The organism is Serratia sp. K-E0102, assembly GCF_029962625.1.
GTDB classification, from domain to species: domain Bacteria; phylum Pseudomonadota; class Gammaproteobacteria; order Enterobacterales; family Enterobacteriaceae; genus Serratia; species Serratia sarumanii.
Window position 1 is genome coordinate 4,215,899 of record NZ_CP124754.1, and the last position, 16,759, is coordinate 4,232,657.

The 16,759-nt window shown below is 61.1% G+C and carries 16 protein-coding genes and 1 other RNA gene; 9 read left to right on the top strand and 8 right to left on the bottom strand.

What is annotated here, in order from left to right:
• Window positions 1-56: 56 nt before the first annotated feature.
• Genes ubiH through SSARUM2_RS20070 form a run of 3 tightly spaced genes read right to left on the bottom strand, consistent with a single transcriptional unit; the run spans window position 57 to window position 3,187 of the window.
• On the bottom strand, window positions 57-1,235 hold the full coding sequence (ubiH, locus tag SSARUM2_RS20060; RefSeq protein ID WP_049194814.1) for a 2-octaprenyl-6-methoxyphenyl hydroxylase: 1,179 nt from the start codon (window positions 1,233-1,235) through the stop codon (window positions 57-59).
• Window position 1,236: 1 nt separating this feature from the next.
• Window positions 1,237-2,553: a Xaa-Pro aminopeptidase gene (gene pepP / locus SSARUM2_RS20065; RefSeq protein ID WP_041036580.1), complete on the bottom strand. Its 1,317-nt coding sequence runs from the start codon at window positions 2,551-2,553 to the stop codon at window positions 1,237-1,239.
• 55 nt (window positions 2,554-2,608) lie between these two features.
• Window positions 2,609-3,187 carry a YecA family protein gene (locus SSARUM2_RS20070; RefSeq protein ID WP_033635861.1) on the bottom strand — a complete coding sequence of 193 codons (579 nt, stop codon included), beginning with the start codon at window positions 3,185-3,187 and terminating at the stop codon, window positions 2,609-2,611.
• 319 nt (window positions 3,188-3,506) lie between these two features.
• Here SSARUM2_RS20070 and zapA point away from each other — a divergent pair, with 319 nt between their 5' ends.
• The 3 genes from zapA (at window position 3,507) to SSARUM2_RS20085 (ending at window position 4,720) form a co-directional block, all read left to right on the top strand.
• On the top strand, window positions 3,507-3,836 hold the full coding sequence (gene zapA, locus SSARUM2_RS20075) for a cell division protein ZapA (RefSeq protein ID WP_004931621.1): 330 nt from the start codon (window positions 3,507-3,509) through the stop codon (window positions 3,834-3,836).
• 40 nt (window positions 3,837-3,876) lie between these two features.
• Window positions 3,877-4,059, top strand: a non-coding RNA gene (gene ssrS / locus SSARUM2_RS20080) — 6S RNA.
• A 52-nt stretch (window positions 4,060-4,111) separates the two neighbouring features.
• On the top strand, window positions 4,112-4,720 hold the full coding sequence (locus SSARUM2_RS20085) for a 5-formyltetrahydrofolate cyclo-ligase (protein ID WP_060452487.1): 609 nt from the start codon (window positions 4,112-4,114) through the stop codon (window positions 4,718-4,720).
• A gap of 48 nt (window positions 4,721-4,768) precedes the next feature.
• On the opposite strand, the gene serA is transcribed toward SSARUM2_RS20085, so the two are convergent.
• Window positions 4,769-6,007, bottom strand: a complete 1,239-nt coding sequence (gene serA, locus SSARUM2_RS20090) for a phosphoglycerate dehydrogenase (RefSeq protein WP_025304156.1) — start codon at window positions 6,005-6,007, stop codon at window positions 4,769-4,771.
• 292 nt (window positions 6,008-6,299) lie between these two features.
• Window positions 6,300-6,956 (bottom strand): ribose-5-phosphate isomerase RpiA, encoded by a 657-nt coding sequence (gene rpiA / locus SSARUM2_RS20095; protein ID WP_041036586.1) that lies wholly within the window; start codon window positions 6,954-6,956, stop codon window positions 6,300-6,302.
• A gap of 204 nt (window positions 6,957-7,160) precedes the next feature.
• Here rpiA and SSARUM2_RS20100 point away from each other — a divergent pair, with 204 nt between their 5' ends.
• Window positions 7,161-8,054, top strand: coding sequence for a LysR family transcriptional regulator ArgP (locus SSARUM2_RS20100; protein WP_060438415.1), 894 nt, complete (start codon window positions 7,161-7,163; stop codon window positions 8,052-8,054).
• 48 nt (window positions 8,055-8,102) lie between these two features.
• On the opposite strand, the gene SSARUM2_RS20105 is transcribed toward SSARUM2_RS20100, so the two are convergent.
• From SSARUM2_RS20105 to SSARUM2_RS20115, 3 genes are all read right to left on the bottom strand, one after another.
• Complete coding sequence (locus tag SSARUM2_RS20105; RefSeq protein WP_025160209.1) at window positions 8,103-8,834, bottom strand: oxidative stress defense protein; 732 nt, start codon at window positions 8,832-8,834, stop codon at window positions 8,103-8,105.
• Between the two features lie 121 nt (window positions 8,835-8,955).
• Window positions 8,956-9,573 carry an arginine exporter ArgO gene (gene argO / locus SSARUM2_RS20110; protein WP_025304159.1) on the bottom strand — a complete coding sequence of 206 codons (618 nt, stop codon included), beginning with the start codon at window positions 9,571-9,573 and terminating at the stop codon, window positions 8,956-8,958.
• Window positions 9,574-9,698: 125 nt separating this feature from the next.
• Complete coding sequence (locus SSARUM2_RS20115; protein ID WP_033649427.1) at window positions 9,699-10,517, bottom strand: IclR family transcriptional regulator; 819 nt, start codon at window positions 10,515-10,517, stop codon at window positions 9,699-9,701.
• A 374-nt stretch (window positions 10,518-10,891) separates the two neighbouring features.
• Between SSARUM2_RS20115 and SSARUM2_RS20120 the strand changes: the two genes are divergently transcribed.
• From SSARUM2_RS20120 to yiaK, 5 genes are all read left to right on the top strand, one after another.
• Window positions 10,892-12,445: a sugar ABC transporter ATP-binding protein gene (locus SSARUM2_RS20120; RefSeq protein WP_282488508.1), complete on the top strand. Its 1,554-nt coding sequence runs from the start codon at window positions 10,892-10,894 to the stop codon at window positions 12,443-12,445.
• Entirely contained in the window at window positions 12,438-13,520 is a 1,083-nt protein-coding gene (locus SSARUM2_RS20125; protein ID WP_016930014.1) for an ABC transporter permease, read from the top strand. Before SSARUM2_RS20120 ends, SSARUM2_RS20125 begins: the two co-directional genes overlap by 8 nt.
• Window positions 13,521-13,534: 14 nt before the next feature.
• Window positions 13,535-14,635: a substrate-binding domain-containing protein gene (locus SSARUM2_RS20130; protein WP_060452490.1), complete on the top strand. Its 1,101-nt coding sequence runs from the start codon at window positions 13,535-13,537 to the stop codon at window positions 14,633-14,635.
• Window positions 14,632-15,498, top strand: a complete 867-nt coding sequence (locus SSARUM2_RS20135) for an SMP-30/gluconolactonase/LRE family protein (RefSeq protein WP_039567255.1) — start codon at window positions 14,632-14,634, stop codon at window positions 15,496-15,498. The genes SSARUM2_RS20130 and SSARUM2_RS20135 overlap by 4 nt, the downstream gene beginning before the upstream one ends.
• A gap of 256 nt (window positions 15,499-15,754) precedes the next feature.
• Entirely contained in the window at window positions 15,755-16,753 is a 999-nt protein-coding gene (gene yiaK, locus SSARUM2_RS20140) for a 3-dehydro-L-gulonate 2-dehydrogenase (RefSeq protein WP_125460818.1), read from the top strand.
• Window positions 16,754-16,759: the final 6 nt, after the last annotated feature.

Consider the following 16,759-nt stretch of genomic DNA (forward strand, 5'->3'; position numbering starts at 1 on the left):
CGCGACGCCTTGCCGCGCCGCGTTTTGGGCGCGCCACAGGGCGCCCGATTCTGTGTCTAACGTTCCACCCAGCCGAGCGTGCGCTTGGCGAAGGCGTCGCGCACCGCCGGCAAACGCTCCATCGCCATCAGCCCCAGGTTGCGGCCGACCACCAGCGGGGCATACCGGTTGGCGAACAGGCGGATCAATCCGTCGGTCACGCCGATCGTCGCCTGCTGATCGTTTTGCCGCCGCTGCTGATAGCGGCTCAGCAGCGCATAACCACCGGCGTCTTCGCCGCTGTCCATCGCTTCTGCCAGCGTTTCCGCCAGCGACATCACGTCGCGCAGACCGAGGTTGAACCCCTGCCCGGCGATCGGATGCAGCGTCTGCGCCGCGTTGCCCACCAGCGCCAGACGATGGCTGACATGCCGATCGGCGGTCAGCAGGCTGAGCGGATAGCTGTGCCGTTTACCGGCCTTGAGGATGCGCCCCAGCCGCCAGCCGAAGGCCTGTTGCAGCTCGGCGATAAATCGCTCGTCGTCCCAAGCATCCACCCGGGCGCGATCTTCGCGCGCATGGCACCACACCAAAGAACTGCGCCCCTGCGACATCGGCAGCAGCGCCAGCGGCCCGTAGCGGGTAAAACGCTCGAAGGCGCGCCCCTGCGGATCCTCCGCCGTGGTGACGTTGGCGATGGTGGCGAACTGCGGATAGTCCTCCTGCCGCCACTGCACGTTGCAGGCCTGCGCCAGCGCCGAACGCGAACCGTCGGCCGCCACCAGCAGTTGCCCGCACAGGCGCAGACCGGTATCCAGTTGTACTTCCGCCCGCTCTGCGGTGCGAATCACGTCCACCACCCGCGCGGGGCAGTGCAGCGTAACACCTGGCGCCTTCGCCAGCAGCGCGAACAGCCGCTGCCCGGCGTCATGCAGTTCGATCACCTGACCGAGCGCATCGACCTGATAATCCTGCGCCTGCAGATTCACGAAACCGGCGTGGCCGCGATCGCTGACGTGCACCTGAGCGATCGGCGTAGCGCAGTCGCGCAGCGCCGGCCAAACGCCGATGCGCGCCAGCTGTTGGCAAGTGCCCTGCGCCAGTGCGATGGCGCGGGCGTCAAAGCCCGGATGGCTGCGGCCGTCCGGCCGAGTCGCCTCGACCAGATCCACCGCCATTCTTCCCTGAGTAAGCGACGAGATAGCCAGCGCCAGCGTCGCACCCGCCATACCGCCACCAACGATAATTACGCTCATTTTATGACCTTGCCGCCGCCATCAATGCTTCGATGGCATCGGCGTCTTTCACCACGGTGGCGGTCAGGTTTTCATTGCCGTCGGCGGTGATCACGATGTCGTCCTCGATGCGGATGCCGATGCCGCGGTATTCCGCCGGCACGTCCGCATCCGGCGCAATGTACAGCCCCGGTTCCACGGTCAGCACCATGCCCGGCTCCAGCAGCCGATCGCGGCTCGGCGTGCCGTAGTGGCCGACGTCGTGCACGTCGAGGCCCAGCCAGTGGCTCAGCCCGTGCATGAAGAACTGCCGGTGCGCCTGCTCGGCGATAAGCTGATCGACTTCACCTTTCAATACGCCCAGCTCCACCAGCCCGACCACCATGATGCGCACCACTTCGTCGTTGACTTCGCGGATGCTGGTGCCGGGTTTAAACAGTTCCAAAGCGCGCTGCAGCGACGCCAGCACGATGTCGTACACCGCGCGCTGCGGCTTGCTGAACTTGCCGTTGACCGGGAAGGTGCGGGTGATGTCGCCGGCATACCCCTGGTACTCACAACCGGCGTCGATCAGCACCAGATCGCCGTCGCGCATCTGGCTCTCGTTCTCGGTGTAGTGCAGGATACAGCCGTTTTCGCCGCTGCCGACGATGGTGTTGTAAGACGGGTAGCGGGCGCCGAGGCGGGTGAATTCATGGTGAATTTCCGCTTCCAGCTGGTATTCGAACATGCCCGGGCGGCATTTTTCCATCGCGCGGGTGTGCGCCAGCGCGCTGATCTCACCGGCGCGACGCATCACCGCCAGCTCTTCCGGCGATTTGAACAGGCGCATGTCATGCAGCCACGGCCGCCAGTCGGTCACGGTGGCCGGCGCCTGCAGATTCTGGCGGAACCCCTTGCGCAGCTTGTCCAACGCGCCGAACAGGATCTGATCGGCATAGGCGTATTCGCCCTGCGCGTGGTAGACCACGTCCAGGCCGTTGAGCAGCAGGTGCAGCTGGTCATTGATTTCATCGAACGGCAGCGCGCGATCCACGCCCAGCTTCGCCGGCGCGGCGTCTTGCCCCAGGCGGCGGCCAAACCAGATTTCCGCCGTCAGATCGCGCACCCGGTTGAACAGCACGCTGTGGTTGTGCGTTTCGTCGCTTTTGATCAGCACCAGCACCGCTTCCGGCTCATTGAAGCCGGTCAGGTACCAAAAGTCGCTGTTCTGCCGATAGGGATAGTCTGAATCTGCACTGCGCGTCGTTTCCGGCGCAGAGAAAATAACCGCCGCGCTGGCCGGCGCCATTTTCGCCAACAGCGCCTGACGGCGGTTGTTGAATTCCTGCTGAGTCATTACCTTCTCCTGAAATCATGCCATCCGCATCGCCGGCGGAGGGCCGATAGGACGTTTAGTGCAACGTCGGTTTGATGTTTTCCGGCGCCGTTGGCTTGTGACGGGTGAATTCGCCGTAGCACATGATGGCGGCAACCCGCACATACTCCGCCACTTCTTCCAGCGACTGCTCCAATTCTTCCTGATCTTCGTCTTCGTCGTAGCCCAGCTGCGCGATGTTGCGCAGATCGTCGATCGCTTCACCGACTTCGTCTTTCACCTGGGCCAGTTTGGGCTGCATCATGCCCAGCCCGAGCAGGAAGTGGTTGACCCAACCGGCCAACGCGTCGGCGCGATCGAACACGCTGACGGCTTCCCCTTCCGGCAACATCAGTTGGAACAGGAATTCGTCGTCTTCCAGCGTTTCGCGCGTCACTTCATACAGCTGTTGCAGCGGTTGGCTGAGCGCCTGCGGGAAGGCGACGCCTTCGTTGGTCAGATCGTGCACCAGCGCCTGCCAGCCGGCATCACGGCTGCCGCCGCACAGCAGGCCGCTGATCAGGCCGTGCATTTCTGCCGCGGTCAGCGCCACCGACTGCTGGTTGAGGGCCACGGTCAAAGATTGGTAACTTGGAAATGTATTCTGTATAGACATGCGCATTCGTCATCGTTGGCAGGATAAGTTCGTGTTATGCTACCACCAAGGTCCGTCGCTATACCAGATAAGCGCGACACCTCAGTGGCTAGTTATAATCGCGATGTGGCAGGTTTCACACTGCGCCGTCGGGTGGCGAAAGTGCGGTAAATACGCATTTTGAAACCCTTTTTTGACTGGCAATGTGCGCCACAGTAGATTACAACCAGGTACTGAAAAAGGGGTTGTATCTTGGTACCGAGGTATATATAGTGGCGCCCGCTTTGACGGCCCGGCCAGGGCGGACAAGGCTGGCGCGAAATTTAGGCAGGAAGGTGGCATGTCTGCACAACCGGTAGATATTCAAATTTTTGGCCGCTCGTTAAGAGTCAATTGCCCGCCAGAACAACAAGATGCGTTGAATATGGCGGCGGACGATCTTAACCAACGGTTGCAAGATCTTAAAGTTCGCACTAGAGTCTCCAATACTGAGCAACTGGTTTTCATCGCGGCATTGAACGTCTGTCACGAACTTGCTCAAGAACGGTTGAAAACCCGTGACTATGCGTCCAATATGGAACAACGCATAAGGATGCTGCAGCAGACCATTGAACAAGCGTTGCTTGAACAAGGTCGCATCTCTGAACGTCAGGATGCACAATTCGAATAACTTAAGTTGTTGAAATCACAGTTTCGGCAACGAGTACAAAATTTCTCTGAGATGTTCGCCAGCGGGCCAGTCCCCTGAGCCGATATTTAGTACAAACAGAATGTGTTGCTCCGCGATCGGTGAGCACGCTCGGTGCGCCGAGAAGCCTTAAGATTGCGACGGCACGTTCACCTTGAACCATGGGTTCAAGGGTTACAGCCTGCGACGGCATCTCGGAGATTCCCCTTCTCAGCGGTTTATGTGTGCTGAACGCCACACTGAGCAAGCCTGATACGATGCCTTTTCAACCCCAATTCACGCAGCAGCGCCAAGCCATTCGTCAACTCATACGCCAACGTCGGCGCGAGCTTACGCCGGGCCAGCAACGCTTTGCCGCAGACAAGATAGCCGAGCGCCTCGTCGCGCATACGCACATTAAGGCGGCGCACAGCATCGCGGTATTCCTGTCGTTTGACGGTGAACTCGACACCGGGCCGCTGATCGAGCAACTGTGGACGCTCGGCAAACGGGTTTACCTGCCGGTGCTGCACCCGTTCAGCCCTGGCCACCTGCTGTTCCTGCGCTATGCGCCGGAAACGCCGCTGGTGCGCAATCGCTTCAATATTCTCGAACCGCGCCTCGATGTGCGCCAGGTGCTGCCGCTGGGCGAGCTGGACGTCGTGCTGACGCCGCTGGTGGCGTTCGATCATACCGGGCAGCGTCTGGGCATGGGCGGCGGCTTTTACGATCGCACCCTGCAAAACTGGCGCAGCGGCGGCCCCTATCCTATCGGCCTGGCCCATGATTGCCAGCAGGTGGAGCACCTGCCGACCGAGCACTGGGATATCCCGCTGCCGGAAATCCTCACCCCGCTCTGCAGCTGGGCGTGGCACGAGCCCAAATAGCAAAAGGCCGGATCGCTCCGGCCTTTTTCGTTGCGGCGAGCCGCCGAATCAGAACAGCAGACGGGCGCGAATGGTGCCGTCGATGGCCTTCATGCGCTGCAGCGCGGCGTCGGCGCGTGCGGTTTCCGCTTCGATGTCGATCACCACGTAGCCGATTTCCGGCCCGGTTTGCAGATACTGTGCGGCGATGTTAACCCCCTCTTCGGCGAAGATCTGGTTAATCTGCGTCAGCACGCCCGGGCGGTTTTCGTGGATGTGCAGCAGGCGGCTGGCGTTCGGGCCATGCGCCGGCAGCGACACTTCCGGGAAGTTGACGGCAGACAGAGTCGATCCGTTGTCGGAGTATTTCGCCAGCTTGCCGGCCACTTCGTCGCCGATATTCTCCTGCGCTTCCTGCGTGGAACCGCCGATGTGCGGCGTCAGCAGCACGTTGTCGAACTCACACAGCGGCGAGTTGAACGGATCGCTGTTGGTCGCCGGCTCTTCCGGGAAGACGTCGATCGCCGCGCCCGCCAGGTGATTGCTGGCCAGCGCGTCGCACAGCGCGGGAATATCCACCACGGTGCCGCGCGAGGCGTTGATCAGAATGGCGCCCGGTTTCATCAGCGCCAGCTCTTCCGCCCCCATCATGTTCTTGGTGGCCAGCGTTTCCGGCACGTGCAGCGTCACCACGTCGCTCATATTGAGCAGATCGGACAGATGGCGCACCTGCTGCGCGTTACCTAACGGCAGCTTGTTCTCGATGTCGTAGAAGAACACCTTCATGCCCAGCCCTTCGGCCAGAATGCCCAGCTGGGTGCCGATGTGGCCGTAGCCGATGATGCCCAGCTTTTTGCCGCGCGCCTCGTAGGAGCCCACGGCCAGTTTGTGCCACACGCCGCGGTGCGCCTTGGCGTTGGCGGCCGGAATGCCGCGCAGCATCAACAGCAGCTCGCCCAGCACCATTTCGGCCACGGATCGGGTATTGGAGAACGGGGCGTTGAAGACCGGAATACCGCGCTTGGTCGCCGCTTTCAGATCAACCTGGTTGGTGCCGATGCAGAAGCAGCCCACCGCCACCAGTTTTTCTGCGGCGGCGAACACCTCTTCGGTCAGATGCGTACGCGATCGGATGCCGACGAAGTGCGCATCGCGGATGGATGCCTTCAGCGATTCGGTGTCTAACGCACCCTTATGGTATTCGATGTTGGTATAACCGGCGGCACGTAAATTATCGACCGTGCTCTGATGAACCCCTTCCACCAACAGGAATTTAATCCTGTCTTTCTCCAATGATACTTTTGCCATTTACCCGACCCTATGTTCAGACTTCAGAAGCGGCTGTGACGACACAGCTCCCATCCAACATAACAAAAATAACGCGGGCGGCAATACAAACGATTGCCTGCCCGGCAGGACAAGGCGCAGCGTTGATGGCGGTTTACGGCAGAAAATGCCATAGGGAAAGTTTTCGGCAGAAGCTTTGGGGAGTCAGTTTTCACAATGTGACATAAGTCACCAAATTTGCCGTTTTTCAGAAAAGATATTTTAACCGAAGAATTATGCGGCCCGGCACTACCGGGCCACAAACGGCGGAGGTTTATTTGACCACTTTCACGCCTTCCGGGGTGCCGACCAGCGCCACGTCCGCGCCGCGGTTGGCGAACAGCCCCACGGTCACCACACCGGCGATGCCGTTGATCTTGTTCTCCAGCGCGATGGCGTCGGTGATGCTCAGGTTATGCACATCGAGGATCACGTTGCCGTTGTCGGTCACCACGTTTTGGCGATACTCCGGCAGGCCGCCGAGTTTCACCAGCTCACGCGCCACGTAAGAGCGAGCCATCGGGATCACTTCCACCGGCAGCGGGAACTTGCCCAGCACGTCCACTTGCTTGCTGGCGTCGACGATGCAGATGAATTTCTTGGCGATGGCGGCGATGACCTTCTCGCGCGTCAACGCCGCGCCGCCGCCCTTGATCATCTGCATATGGCCGTTGATTTCGTCCGCGCCGTCCACGTAGATATCGAGCGAGTCCACTTCATTGCTGTCGAACACGTGAATGCCGAGGCTTTTCAGCTTGGCGGTGGAGGCGTCGGAGCTCGATACCGCGCCTTCGATCTGGTGCTTGATGGAGCCCAGCGCGTCAATAAAGTGGGCGGCGGTAGAACCGGTGCCGACCCCGACGATGGTGCCCGGCGTCACGTATTCCAGCGCTGCCCAGCCCACCGCTTTTTTCAGTTCATCCTGCGTCATAATATGTCCCTTGCCTCTGTACGAAAACGTGTGCGTATTATAGGGTAAAACGCTGTTTTTCACGCCGGCAGGATCACACTTATTTGCCGCAGCCCGCATTTTTAGCCGCTTAGCGGCGAGACGGGGGCGTGATTTTTCCACCTGCGCCGCGCGCAAAATGTGGCATAGTGCCGGTATCATTCTAATTTAAGGGATATCTTTCCGATGAAACGCCCAGACTATCGTACGCTGCAAGCGCTGGACGCGGTGATCCGTGAGCGCGGCTTCGAGCGCGCCGCTCAAAAACTCTGCATCACGCAATCGGCGGTATCCCAACGCATCAAACAGCTGGAAAACCTGTTCGGCCAACCGCTGCTGGTCCGTACCGTGCCGCCGCGCCCGACCGAACAAGGGCAAAAGCTGCTGGCGTTGCTGCATCAGGTGGAATTGCTGGAAGAAGAGTGGCTGGGCAACGACACCGGCGTCGATACGCCGCTGCTGCTGTCGCTGGCGGTCAACGCCGACAGTCTGGCAACCTGGCTGCTGCCGGCGCTGAAGCCGGTGCTGGCGGATTCCCCCATTCGCCTGAATCTGCAGGTGGAAGATGAAACCCGCACCCAGGAGCGGCTGCGCCGCGGTGAGGTGGTGGGCGCGGTAAGTATTCAGCCGCAGCCGCTGCCGAGCTGCCTGGTGGATCGGCTGGGGGCGCTGGATTACCTGTTCGTGGCCTCCAGCACCTTCGCCGAGCGCTATTTCCCGAGCGGCGTCACCCGCTCCGCGCTGCTGAAAGCGCCGGCGGTGGCCTTCGACCATCTCGACGACATGCATCAGGCATTCCTGCAGCAGAACTTCGATCTGTCGCCGGGCAGCGTGCCCTGCCATATCGTGAACTCGTCGGAAGCCTTCGTGCAGCTGGCGCGTCAGGGCACCACCTGCTGTATGATCCCGCATCTGCAGATCGAAAAGGAGCTGGCTTCCGGTGAGCTGATCGATCTGACGCCGGGGCTGTATCAGCGCCGCATGCTGTACTGGCACCGCTTCGCGCCGGAAAGCCGCATGATGCGCAAAGTGACCGACGCGCTGCTGGAACACGGCCACCAGGTGCTGCGCCAGGATTAAAACGAAAAAAGGTTCGCCGCAGCGAACCTTTTCTTCAACACGAACACCTTACTGCGCGGCGTTGCGCTGCAGCTCGAACACCACATCCACCTGATCGTCGAAGTGAATGCTTTGCTGCTCATAGGTTTGCGCCGCGTCGCTTTCCGCCGCCGCACCCGCCGCCTTATACATCCGCGCCACCGGCATCGGTTGGTAGTTGGCGACCCGGTAGCGAATGCTGTACACCGGCCCCAGCTTGGCGTGGAAACCTTTGGCCAGGGATTCGGCCTGCTGAGTCGCGTTCTCGATCGCTTTTTGCCGCGCCTGCTCGCGATACACGTCCGGCTTGGCGACGCCCAGCTCCACCGCGCGGATCTCGTTCAGGCCGGATTTCAGCGCGCCGTCCAGCAGCTCGTTCAGCTTGTCCAACTGACGCAGGGTTACCTGCACCTGACGCACCGCCCGGTAGCCCTTCAGCACCGACTCGCCGGTTTTCAGGTAGTCGTACTCCGGCTGGGTGCGCAGGTTGGCGGCGCTGATGTCTTTCTTCTCGATGTTATTTTTCTGCAGGAAATCAAAGTACTGTGCTACGCGCTCGTCCACCTGCTTCTTCGCCTGGGCGGCGTCTTTGGAGGAAACGCTCACTTCGATCGCCAGGGTGGCGATATCCGGCGTGGCGTCCACGCTGGCGGTGCCGGAGGTGACGACGTGCGGCCCTTCAGGCACTTCAGCCGCCTGCAGCGCCATCGGTAACGTCCCTAATCCGACCATTGCGGCCATAGCCAATGCTTTTAGCTTCACAGTGTCTCCTTAATGACAGGCTGTCTCTGATCGCCGGCTTTTCCCTGTGAGAACCGCCGGATTCCTGGCATCAAACGTAGCATATCGCGCGGCGTTTTGAATTCGGATTAGTGGCAAATTCTTATAAATTTGCCCCCTGCCAGGCCAGCTGCAGCGCGATGCCCCACATCACCAGCCCGACCAGCGCGTTGATGATGCGCTGCGCCCGCTGGGTGTTCAGCCACGGCGCCAGCCAGGAGGCCAGCAGCGCCAGCCCGAAGAACCACACCGCCGACGCGCTGACCGCGCCGAGCGCGAACCAGGAGCGTACGTCCGCCGTCAGCTGCCCGCCCAGGCTGCCGAGCACCACAAAGGTATCCAGATAAACGTGCGGGTTCAGCCAGGTAACCGCCAGCATGGTGACCACGAGGCGCCAGCGGCTCTGCGCCAGCTCCTGCGCCGCGGCCTGCGCCGGTTGCGGGCTGAAGGCGGAACGGAACGCGCCCCAGCCGTACCACAGCAGAAACGCCACCCCGCCCCAGGTGACCAGCGCCAGCAGCAGCGGCGAGCGGGTCAGCAACGCGCTGCCGCCGAAAATACCGGCGCAGATCAGCACGATATCGCTCAACGCGCACAGCGAGGCGATCATCAAATGATACTGGCGGCGAATGCCCTGATTCATCACGAATACGTTCTGCGGGCCCAGCGGCAGGATCATGGCGGCGCTCAGGGCAAAACCCTGCAGGAAGACGGCTAACATGGGAGATTCCTCGAATGATAAAAGGCGCCGGACGAGGGCGCGTATCGGTCAACACGCGCATCATACGAGGAAGCGATCATTAGGTGAAATTGATGTTTCTAATCCAGTATCAGAGATGCTAATACTTAAATCGGTGTGACGAACCCCAGCTCCTGCGAGATGCGTTGCGCAGTGGCCAGCACCGGTTTAATCAGGCTTTTGACGCCGATTTGCTGCAGCTTGGCGGTCGGCAGAGAAACAGACACCGCATAGGGCACGCGCTGTTGAATATCGAATACCGGCGCCGCCACGCAGGAGACCCCCAGCTCGTTTTCTTCGCGATCCATCGCCATACCGCGCTGGCGAATATCGGCCAGTTCCTCATACATTTTCGGCAGCTCGGTGATGGTATTGCGCGTCAGCGTCTGAATCTCCTGCTGATGGCTCTGCCAGTAGTGGGCCGGGTAATCGTCGTTGCCGTAGGCCATGAAGATTTTACCCATCGCCGAACAGTACAGCGGCATATGCTGGCCGATATAGGCGCGGGTGCGCATCATGCCGGTGGTCGGCTCCAGCTTGTAGATCAGAATGACGTGGTCGTCTTCGCGGCTGGAGAAGTTGACCGTCTCACCCACTTCCAGGTTCAGCTGTTCCAAATGCGGCGCGGCCACGTGAATGATATTGAGTGACGACAGCGCCTTCTGGCCGATGGAAATGAACTTGGTGGTCAGGCGGTAGCTGCCCGGCGACGGCGCCTGGGTCACATAGCCGCTGGTGTGTAACCCCTGCAGCAAGCGGTGCACCGTGCTCTTGTTCATGCCGGCCAGTTCGGACAGATGCGCCAGTGGGCATCCATTGGGGAAATTGCTCAGGATCTCAATCAACTGCAAACCGCGGAACAGGCTTTGGCTGCCCAGCGGTTTGTCTTTCTTGTCATCTTTCTCGTCGACGGCTTTCAGGCTCATAGCGAAAATCTCTCCAGTGTCGAACCGCCAACCGGCGCTGCGGCGAAGTCAGCAGGCTCTTTGCCGGGCATGTTACCCCAAGGCCTGCATCAGGTGAAGACGGAACGCCGTTTCATTGTCCGCAGCAGGCCAAAAATCCGCAATATTTCCCCCGCATTGAAGTGAGCCATCGGTCACACTTCCGCAAAGTAAAAAATAACTCATTGTTTAATAAAAACAATTAAAACCTTATCGCCTTTGATTTAGCGCAACGAACGTCATATTATTTTTGAAATTGAATTTCGTATATTGAAATTTAAAGGCCAGATACTCACCAGCGGTTTAGCTGATTTGCCCGGCATCTTCGCTCGGGCGCAACACCAGGGGCGCATCACATGACTATCGATAATGCGGTACAACCCATCCTTACCCTCAGCCACATCGTCAAGCGATTTGGCGGCAACGTGGCGGTCAACGACGTCAGCCTGCAGGTGATGCCGGGCGAGGTTCTGGCGCTGCTGGGCGAAAACGGCGCCGGCAAATCGACGCTGATCAAAGTGCTGGCGGGCGTCTACCCGCGCGACGGCGGCGATATTCGTTTTCAGGGCGCAAGCATCACCTCCGCCGCCGCGATAAAAAGCGCCAGCCGCCAGCCGATCGCCTTTATTCATCAGGATCTCGGCCTGATTGAATGGATGACGGTGGCGGAGAACATGGCGCTGGTGATGGGGTTTCCCCGCCGCTTTGGGTTGATCGACTGGCGCGCCATTCGCCGCCGGGCGGCGCAGGCGCTGCACGACGTCGGTATCGCGCTCGATCCCGATGCGCGCGTCTTCGAACTGTCGCGCACCGAAAAATCGCTGCTGGCGATCGCCCGCGCGGTGGCGGTCAACGCCGAGCTGCTGGTGCTGGATGCACCGACCGCCTCCCTGCCCGCCAACGACGTGCGCCATCTGTTCGCCGTGATCAACCGGCTGCGCGCCAAAAAGGTCGGCATGATTTACGTCACCCACCGCCTGGACGAAGTGATCGAAATCGCCGATCGGGTCTGCGTAATGCGCGACGGGCGCTATGTCGCCGGCGGCCGCACCGCCGACTACTCGCTGCGCGATCTAGTGCAAACCATCGTCGGCGAAGCGATGGCGGACGATCAGCGCGAACCGCTGCCGGTACATCGTCCGCCGGTGCTGCAGCTCGATAGCGTCACGGTAGGCGACATCGGCCCGGTGAGCTTCGATTTGCAGCCGGGCGAGATGCTGGCGCTGGCCGGCCTGCGCGGGGCCGGGCAAGAAGAGATTGGCCGGCTGCTGTTCGGGTTGCGTCAGGCCGACGGCGGCGCGATTCGGTTTCGCGATCGGCCCTATCAGGCGAGCTCCCCGCAGCAGGCGATGGCGTGCGGCGTTTCGCTGGTGGCGGGCGATCGCACCGGCGAAAGCCTGGTGATGTCGATGAGTGTGCGTGAAAACCTGTTTATCAACCCCTGCGCCAGCGGCCACCGGCTGCTCTCCCGCTACGGGCGGCGAGCGGAGATCGGCGCCAGTTGGTGGAAAGTGCAGCTGTTCGACGTGCGCCCCAAGGACGTCAATATCGATATCAGCGCACTGTCCGGCGGCAACCAGCAAAAGGTGGTGATGGCGCGTTGGATGCACCTGGGGGCGCCGCTGCTGATCCTGGAAGATCCCACCGCCGGCGTGGACGTCGGCGCGCGAGCGGAAATCTACCACCTGCTGAATAAATCCCTGGCGGAAGGCGTGGCGGTGCTGGTGATCTCCAACGATTTCGAGGAGATCGCCCATATTTGCAACCGCGCGCTGGTGTTCAACCGCGGGAAAGTGGTCGGCGAGCTGAAAAATCAGCAGGTGTCATTCGCCAATTTATTGGAGCTGGCCTCTGCCAGCACCGGGGAAAGCGTCGCAATCACGTCAGAATCCGAGGTAGGCCATGTCTAAAACATCCGTTAAATCAACCGCGCTGGAGCAGCGCGTCAGTCTGGCGCAGGACGGCGCCGGCCCGTGGCTGATGCAGGTTCTTACCCGCTATGGCCTGCTGCTGCTGTGCATCGCGCTGGTCGTGCTGTTCTCACTGCTCACCCCCTCCTTCGCATCGATGTTGACGCTGCAGGCGATCCTGTCGAGCAAGGCCAAAATCGCCCTGTTGGCGCTGGCGGCGACCATCCCGATGATCGTGGGCAAGATCGATCTTAACGTCGGTTTCGGCATTGTGCTGTGGCACATTCTGGCGATCACGCTGCAGGTGGAATACGGCTTCTCCTGGCAGATGGCGGTGCTGACGGTGCTGGCGATCTCGGCGCTGTATGGGTTGCTGAACGGCATTCTGGTGGCGCTGGCCGATATCGACAGCTTCGTCGCCACCCTTGGCTCCGGCACCGTGCTGTACGCCATTGCCCTGTGGCACTCCGGCGGGCGGCAGATCGTCGGCGACTTGCCGGATGCCTTTATCGCGCTGCACCACACCGAGATCGCCGGCATTCCGATCGTGGCGTTTTACGTGCTGATCGTCGCGGTGGTGCTGTGGCTCATCACCGAACATACCCCGCTCGGCCGCTGCATGTATGCGGTGGGCGGCAACCCGGCGGCGGCGCGCCTGAACGGCATCTCGGTCAACCGCTTCACGATCGGCGCTTTCATCGCCTCCAGCGTGCTCACCGGTTTCAGCGGCGTGTTGATCGCCGCCGAACAGGGCGTCGGCCAGGCCAGCGTCGGCATGGACTATCTGCTGCCGGCGCTGGTCGGCGCCTTCCTCGGCAGCACCACCATTCGCCCTGGGCGCGTCAATGTCTGGGGCACCGTGGTCGGCATCGCCATTCTGGCTATCGGCATCGCCGGCATTCAGCAGTTCGGCGGTGAATTCTGGGTCGAGCCGCTGTTCAACGGTGCGACGCTGTTGCTGTCGATCACCCTGGCCGGCTATGCCCAACGCCGCCGGCTGCTCAATCAGAAAGCGGTACAACGCAGCCAGGCGACGCCGGCTGACAACAACAATCAGACAGCGACCCACCCTTAAACCAGGAGCACACCATGAAACGCATTTGGCTGTTACCGGGGTTCACCACATTATTGCTCGCCGCATCGCCGGCCTGGGCCGACGCCTATCTCGATCAGGCCACCGCCGCCGTCGCGAAGGCCACCGCCAGCGCCACCCAGTGGGACGGCCCCACCAGCGGCCCGCAGCTGCAGGCCAACAAGAAGATCATTTTTATCGCCTCCGACATGAAGAACGGCGGCGTGCAAGGGGTGCAACAGGGGTTGAGCGAAGCGGCGAAAGCCGCCGGCTGGAAGCTGGAAACGCTCGACGGCGGCGGCTCGGTGAAAGATCAGCTGGCATCGCTCAATCAGGCCATCGCCCAGAAACCGGACGGCATCGTGATCGGCGGCTGGAACCCTAACGTCGCCAAGATCCCGCTGAAAAAGGCCGTGCAGCAGGGTATCGTGCTGACCGCCTGGCATGCGGTGCCGGAACCGGGCCCCATCGCCAAATATAACGTGTTCTATAACGTCACGTCGGACTCCAACGAAGTGGCGCGCATCGCCGCGCAATACGCGGTGGTGCAGTCCGGCGGCAAGGCGAGCGTGCTGATCTTCACCGACTCGCTGTACCAAATCGCGCTGGACAAGGCCAACGTCATGAAAGAAGAGATCGCCAAATGCAGCGGCTGTACGCTGCTGGAATTCATCGACACGCCGCTGGCCGATACCGCCAACCGCATGCCGGCGATGACCTTCAGCCTGCTGCAGAAGTACGGCGACAAATTCCAATATGCGCTGGCGATCAACGATCTGTACTTCGACTTTATGGCGCCGGCGCTGAAGACCGCCGGCAAAGGCGGCAAGAACGCACCTTACAACGTATCGGCCGGCGACGGTTCAATCTCCGCTTATCAGCGTATCCGCTCAGGCGACAGCCAGTCGGCGACGGTGCCGGAACCCTTGAAGCTGCACGGTTGGCAACTGCTGGACGAATTCAACCGCGCCTTCGCCAAGCAGCCGCCTTCCGGCTACGTCACCCCGGCGCATCTGGTCACCCGCGACAATATCACCGCCGACGGCGGCGCCAATAACCTGTATGACCCGCAAAACGATTATCAGGGCCATTACAAAGCAATCTGGGGCGTGAAGTGAACGGCGATTCATTGCGCACGCACGCCCGGCTCGAGCGCCTGTGTTCGCCGGCGATCTGGGCCGAGGGGCCGGTGTGGCTGCCGCAGGAGGATGCGGTGGTGTTCAGCGACGTGAAAGGCAATCGCATGTTCCGCTGGTCGCGCCGGGGTGAGCTAAGCCTATACCGCTCGCCGTCTCACTACGCCAACGGCAATGCGCGCGACGGCGAGGGGCGCGTGGTCAGCTGCGAACACGGGCGGCGCGGCATTAGCCGCACCGAAAGCGATGGCGAGGTACGCCTGTTGATCGACCGCGTCGACGGCAAGCGCTTTAATTCGCCGAACGACGTGGCGGTGCGCTCCGACGGCACCCTATGGTTCACCGATCCGCCCTACGGCATCATCGGCGACGAAGAGGGTTACAAATCGGAAAGCCAGGTGGTCGGCTGTTATCTCTACAGCTTCGATCCGCGCGACGGTTCGCTGACCATCGCCGCCTGCGACCTGCAGCGCCCGAACGGCCTGGCGTTTTCACCGGATGAAAAATGGCTGTACGTTGCGGACATGTCGATCGTGGATTTTCCGACGCAGGGCCGCCGCGAGCTGCGCGTCTATGCGGTCAACGGCCGCGAGCTGGAAGCCGGCCGCCGTTTCGCGACGGTGGAGCCCGGTTTCCCGGACGGCTTCTGCGTCGATCGGGCCGGCAATCTGTTTTGCAGCTGCGCCGACGGCGTGCTGGTCTTTGATCCACAGGGGCGACAGATCGACAAAATCAGCGTGCCGGAACGCGTCTCCAATTGTACCTTCGGCGGCCCGAACGGCGATGAGCTCTATATCACCGCCACCACCTCGCTCTACCGCATGGTGCTGAACACCCGCGGTTAGCCGGGGCCTCGCAAGACGCAGGGTGGGTTTCGATCCGCCCTGCTTTGTCGCGTCTGAAGCACGTCATTCCCACCAAAACGTGGCGGCGATCACAAAACCACCACTCAATTTTAACGTCATGTTTTTCATGAATAATTTTACTCCCTCTTGCTTTGACTTCCCTGAACCGCCGGGATAGCATTTATTTGAAATACAATTTCGTATATTGAAATTTAGCGAACCAAAAACAGACGATTCGCACAGGCGGAGAACCGGCATGAGAGTGGGTTACAGCGAGTTAAAACAGCAATTCAAACGCGTGCTGCTGGCGCGCGGCGTGGCGGAACACACCGCCGACGACTGCGCCGGCATGTTCGCCGACACCACCGCCAGCGGCGTTTACTCCCACGGCGTTAACCGCTTTCCGCGCTTTATTCAGCAGTTGGACGCCGGCGATATCGTGCCGGACGCCGAACCCAGCAAACTGTTGTCTCTGGGGGCGATCGAGCAATGGGATGCGCACCAGGGCATCGGCAACCTTACCGCCCGCCGCATGATGGATCGCGCCATGCAATTAGCCGACGATCATGGCATCGGCCTGGTGGCGCTGCGCAACGCCAACCACTGGATGCGCGGCGGCGGTTACGGCTGGCAGGCGGCGGAGAAAGGCTATATCGGCATTTGCTGGACCAACTCGATCGCCGTGATGCCGCCGTGGGGCGCCAAAACGTGCCGTATCGGCACCAACCCGCTGATCGTCGCCGTGCCCGGCAACCCGATCACCATGGTGGATATGTCGATGTCGATGTTTTCCTACGGCGCGCTGGAGCTGAACCGGCTGGCGGGTAAAACCCTGCCGGTGGACGGCGGCTTCGACAACGACGGCCACCTGACCCGCGATCCGGCCACCATCGAAGAGAACCGGCGCATTTTGCCGATGGGGTATTGGAAAGGATCGGCGCTGTCGATCGTGCTGGACATGATCGCTACCCTGCTGTCCGGCGGCGCCTCGGTGGCGGAAGTGACGGAAGATCACCGCGACGAATACGGCGTCTCGCAGGTGTTCATCGCGATTGAGATAGACCGGTTGATCGACGGCGACAGCCGCGATCAAAAACTGCAGCGCATCATGGACTACGTCACCAGCGCCGAACGGGACAATCCCGACGTCGCCATTCGCCTGCCGGGCCACAAGTTCCCGCGCATTCTGGAAGAAAACCTGCGCGACGGCATTCCGATTGACGAACGAGTCTGGGCGCGCATTCAGGCGCTATAACGGGAG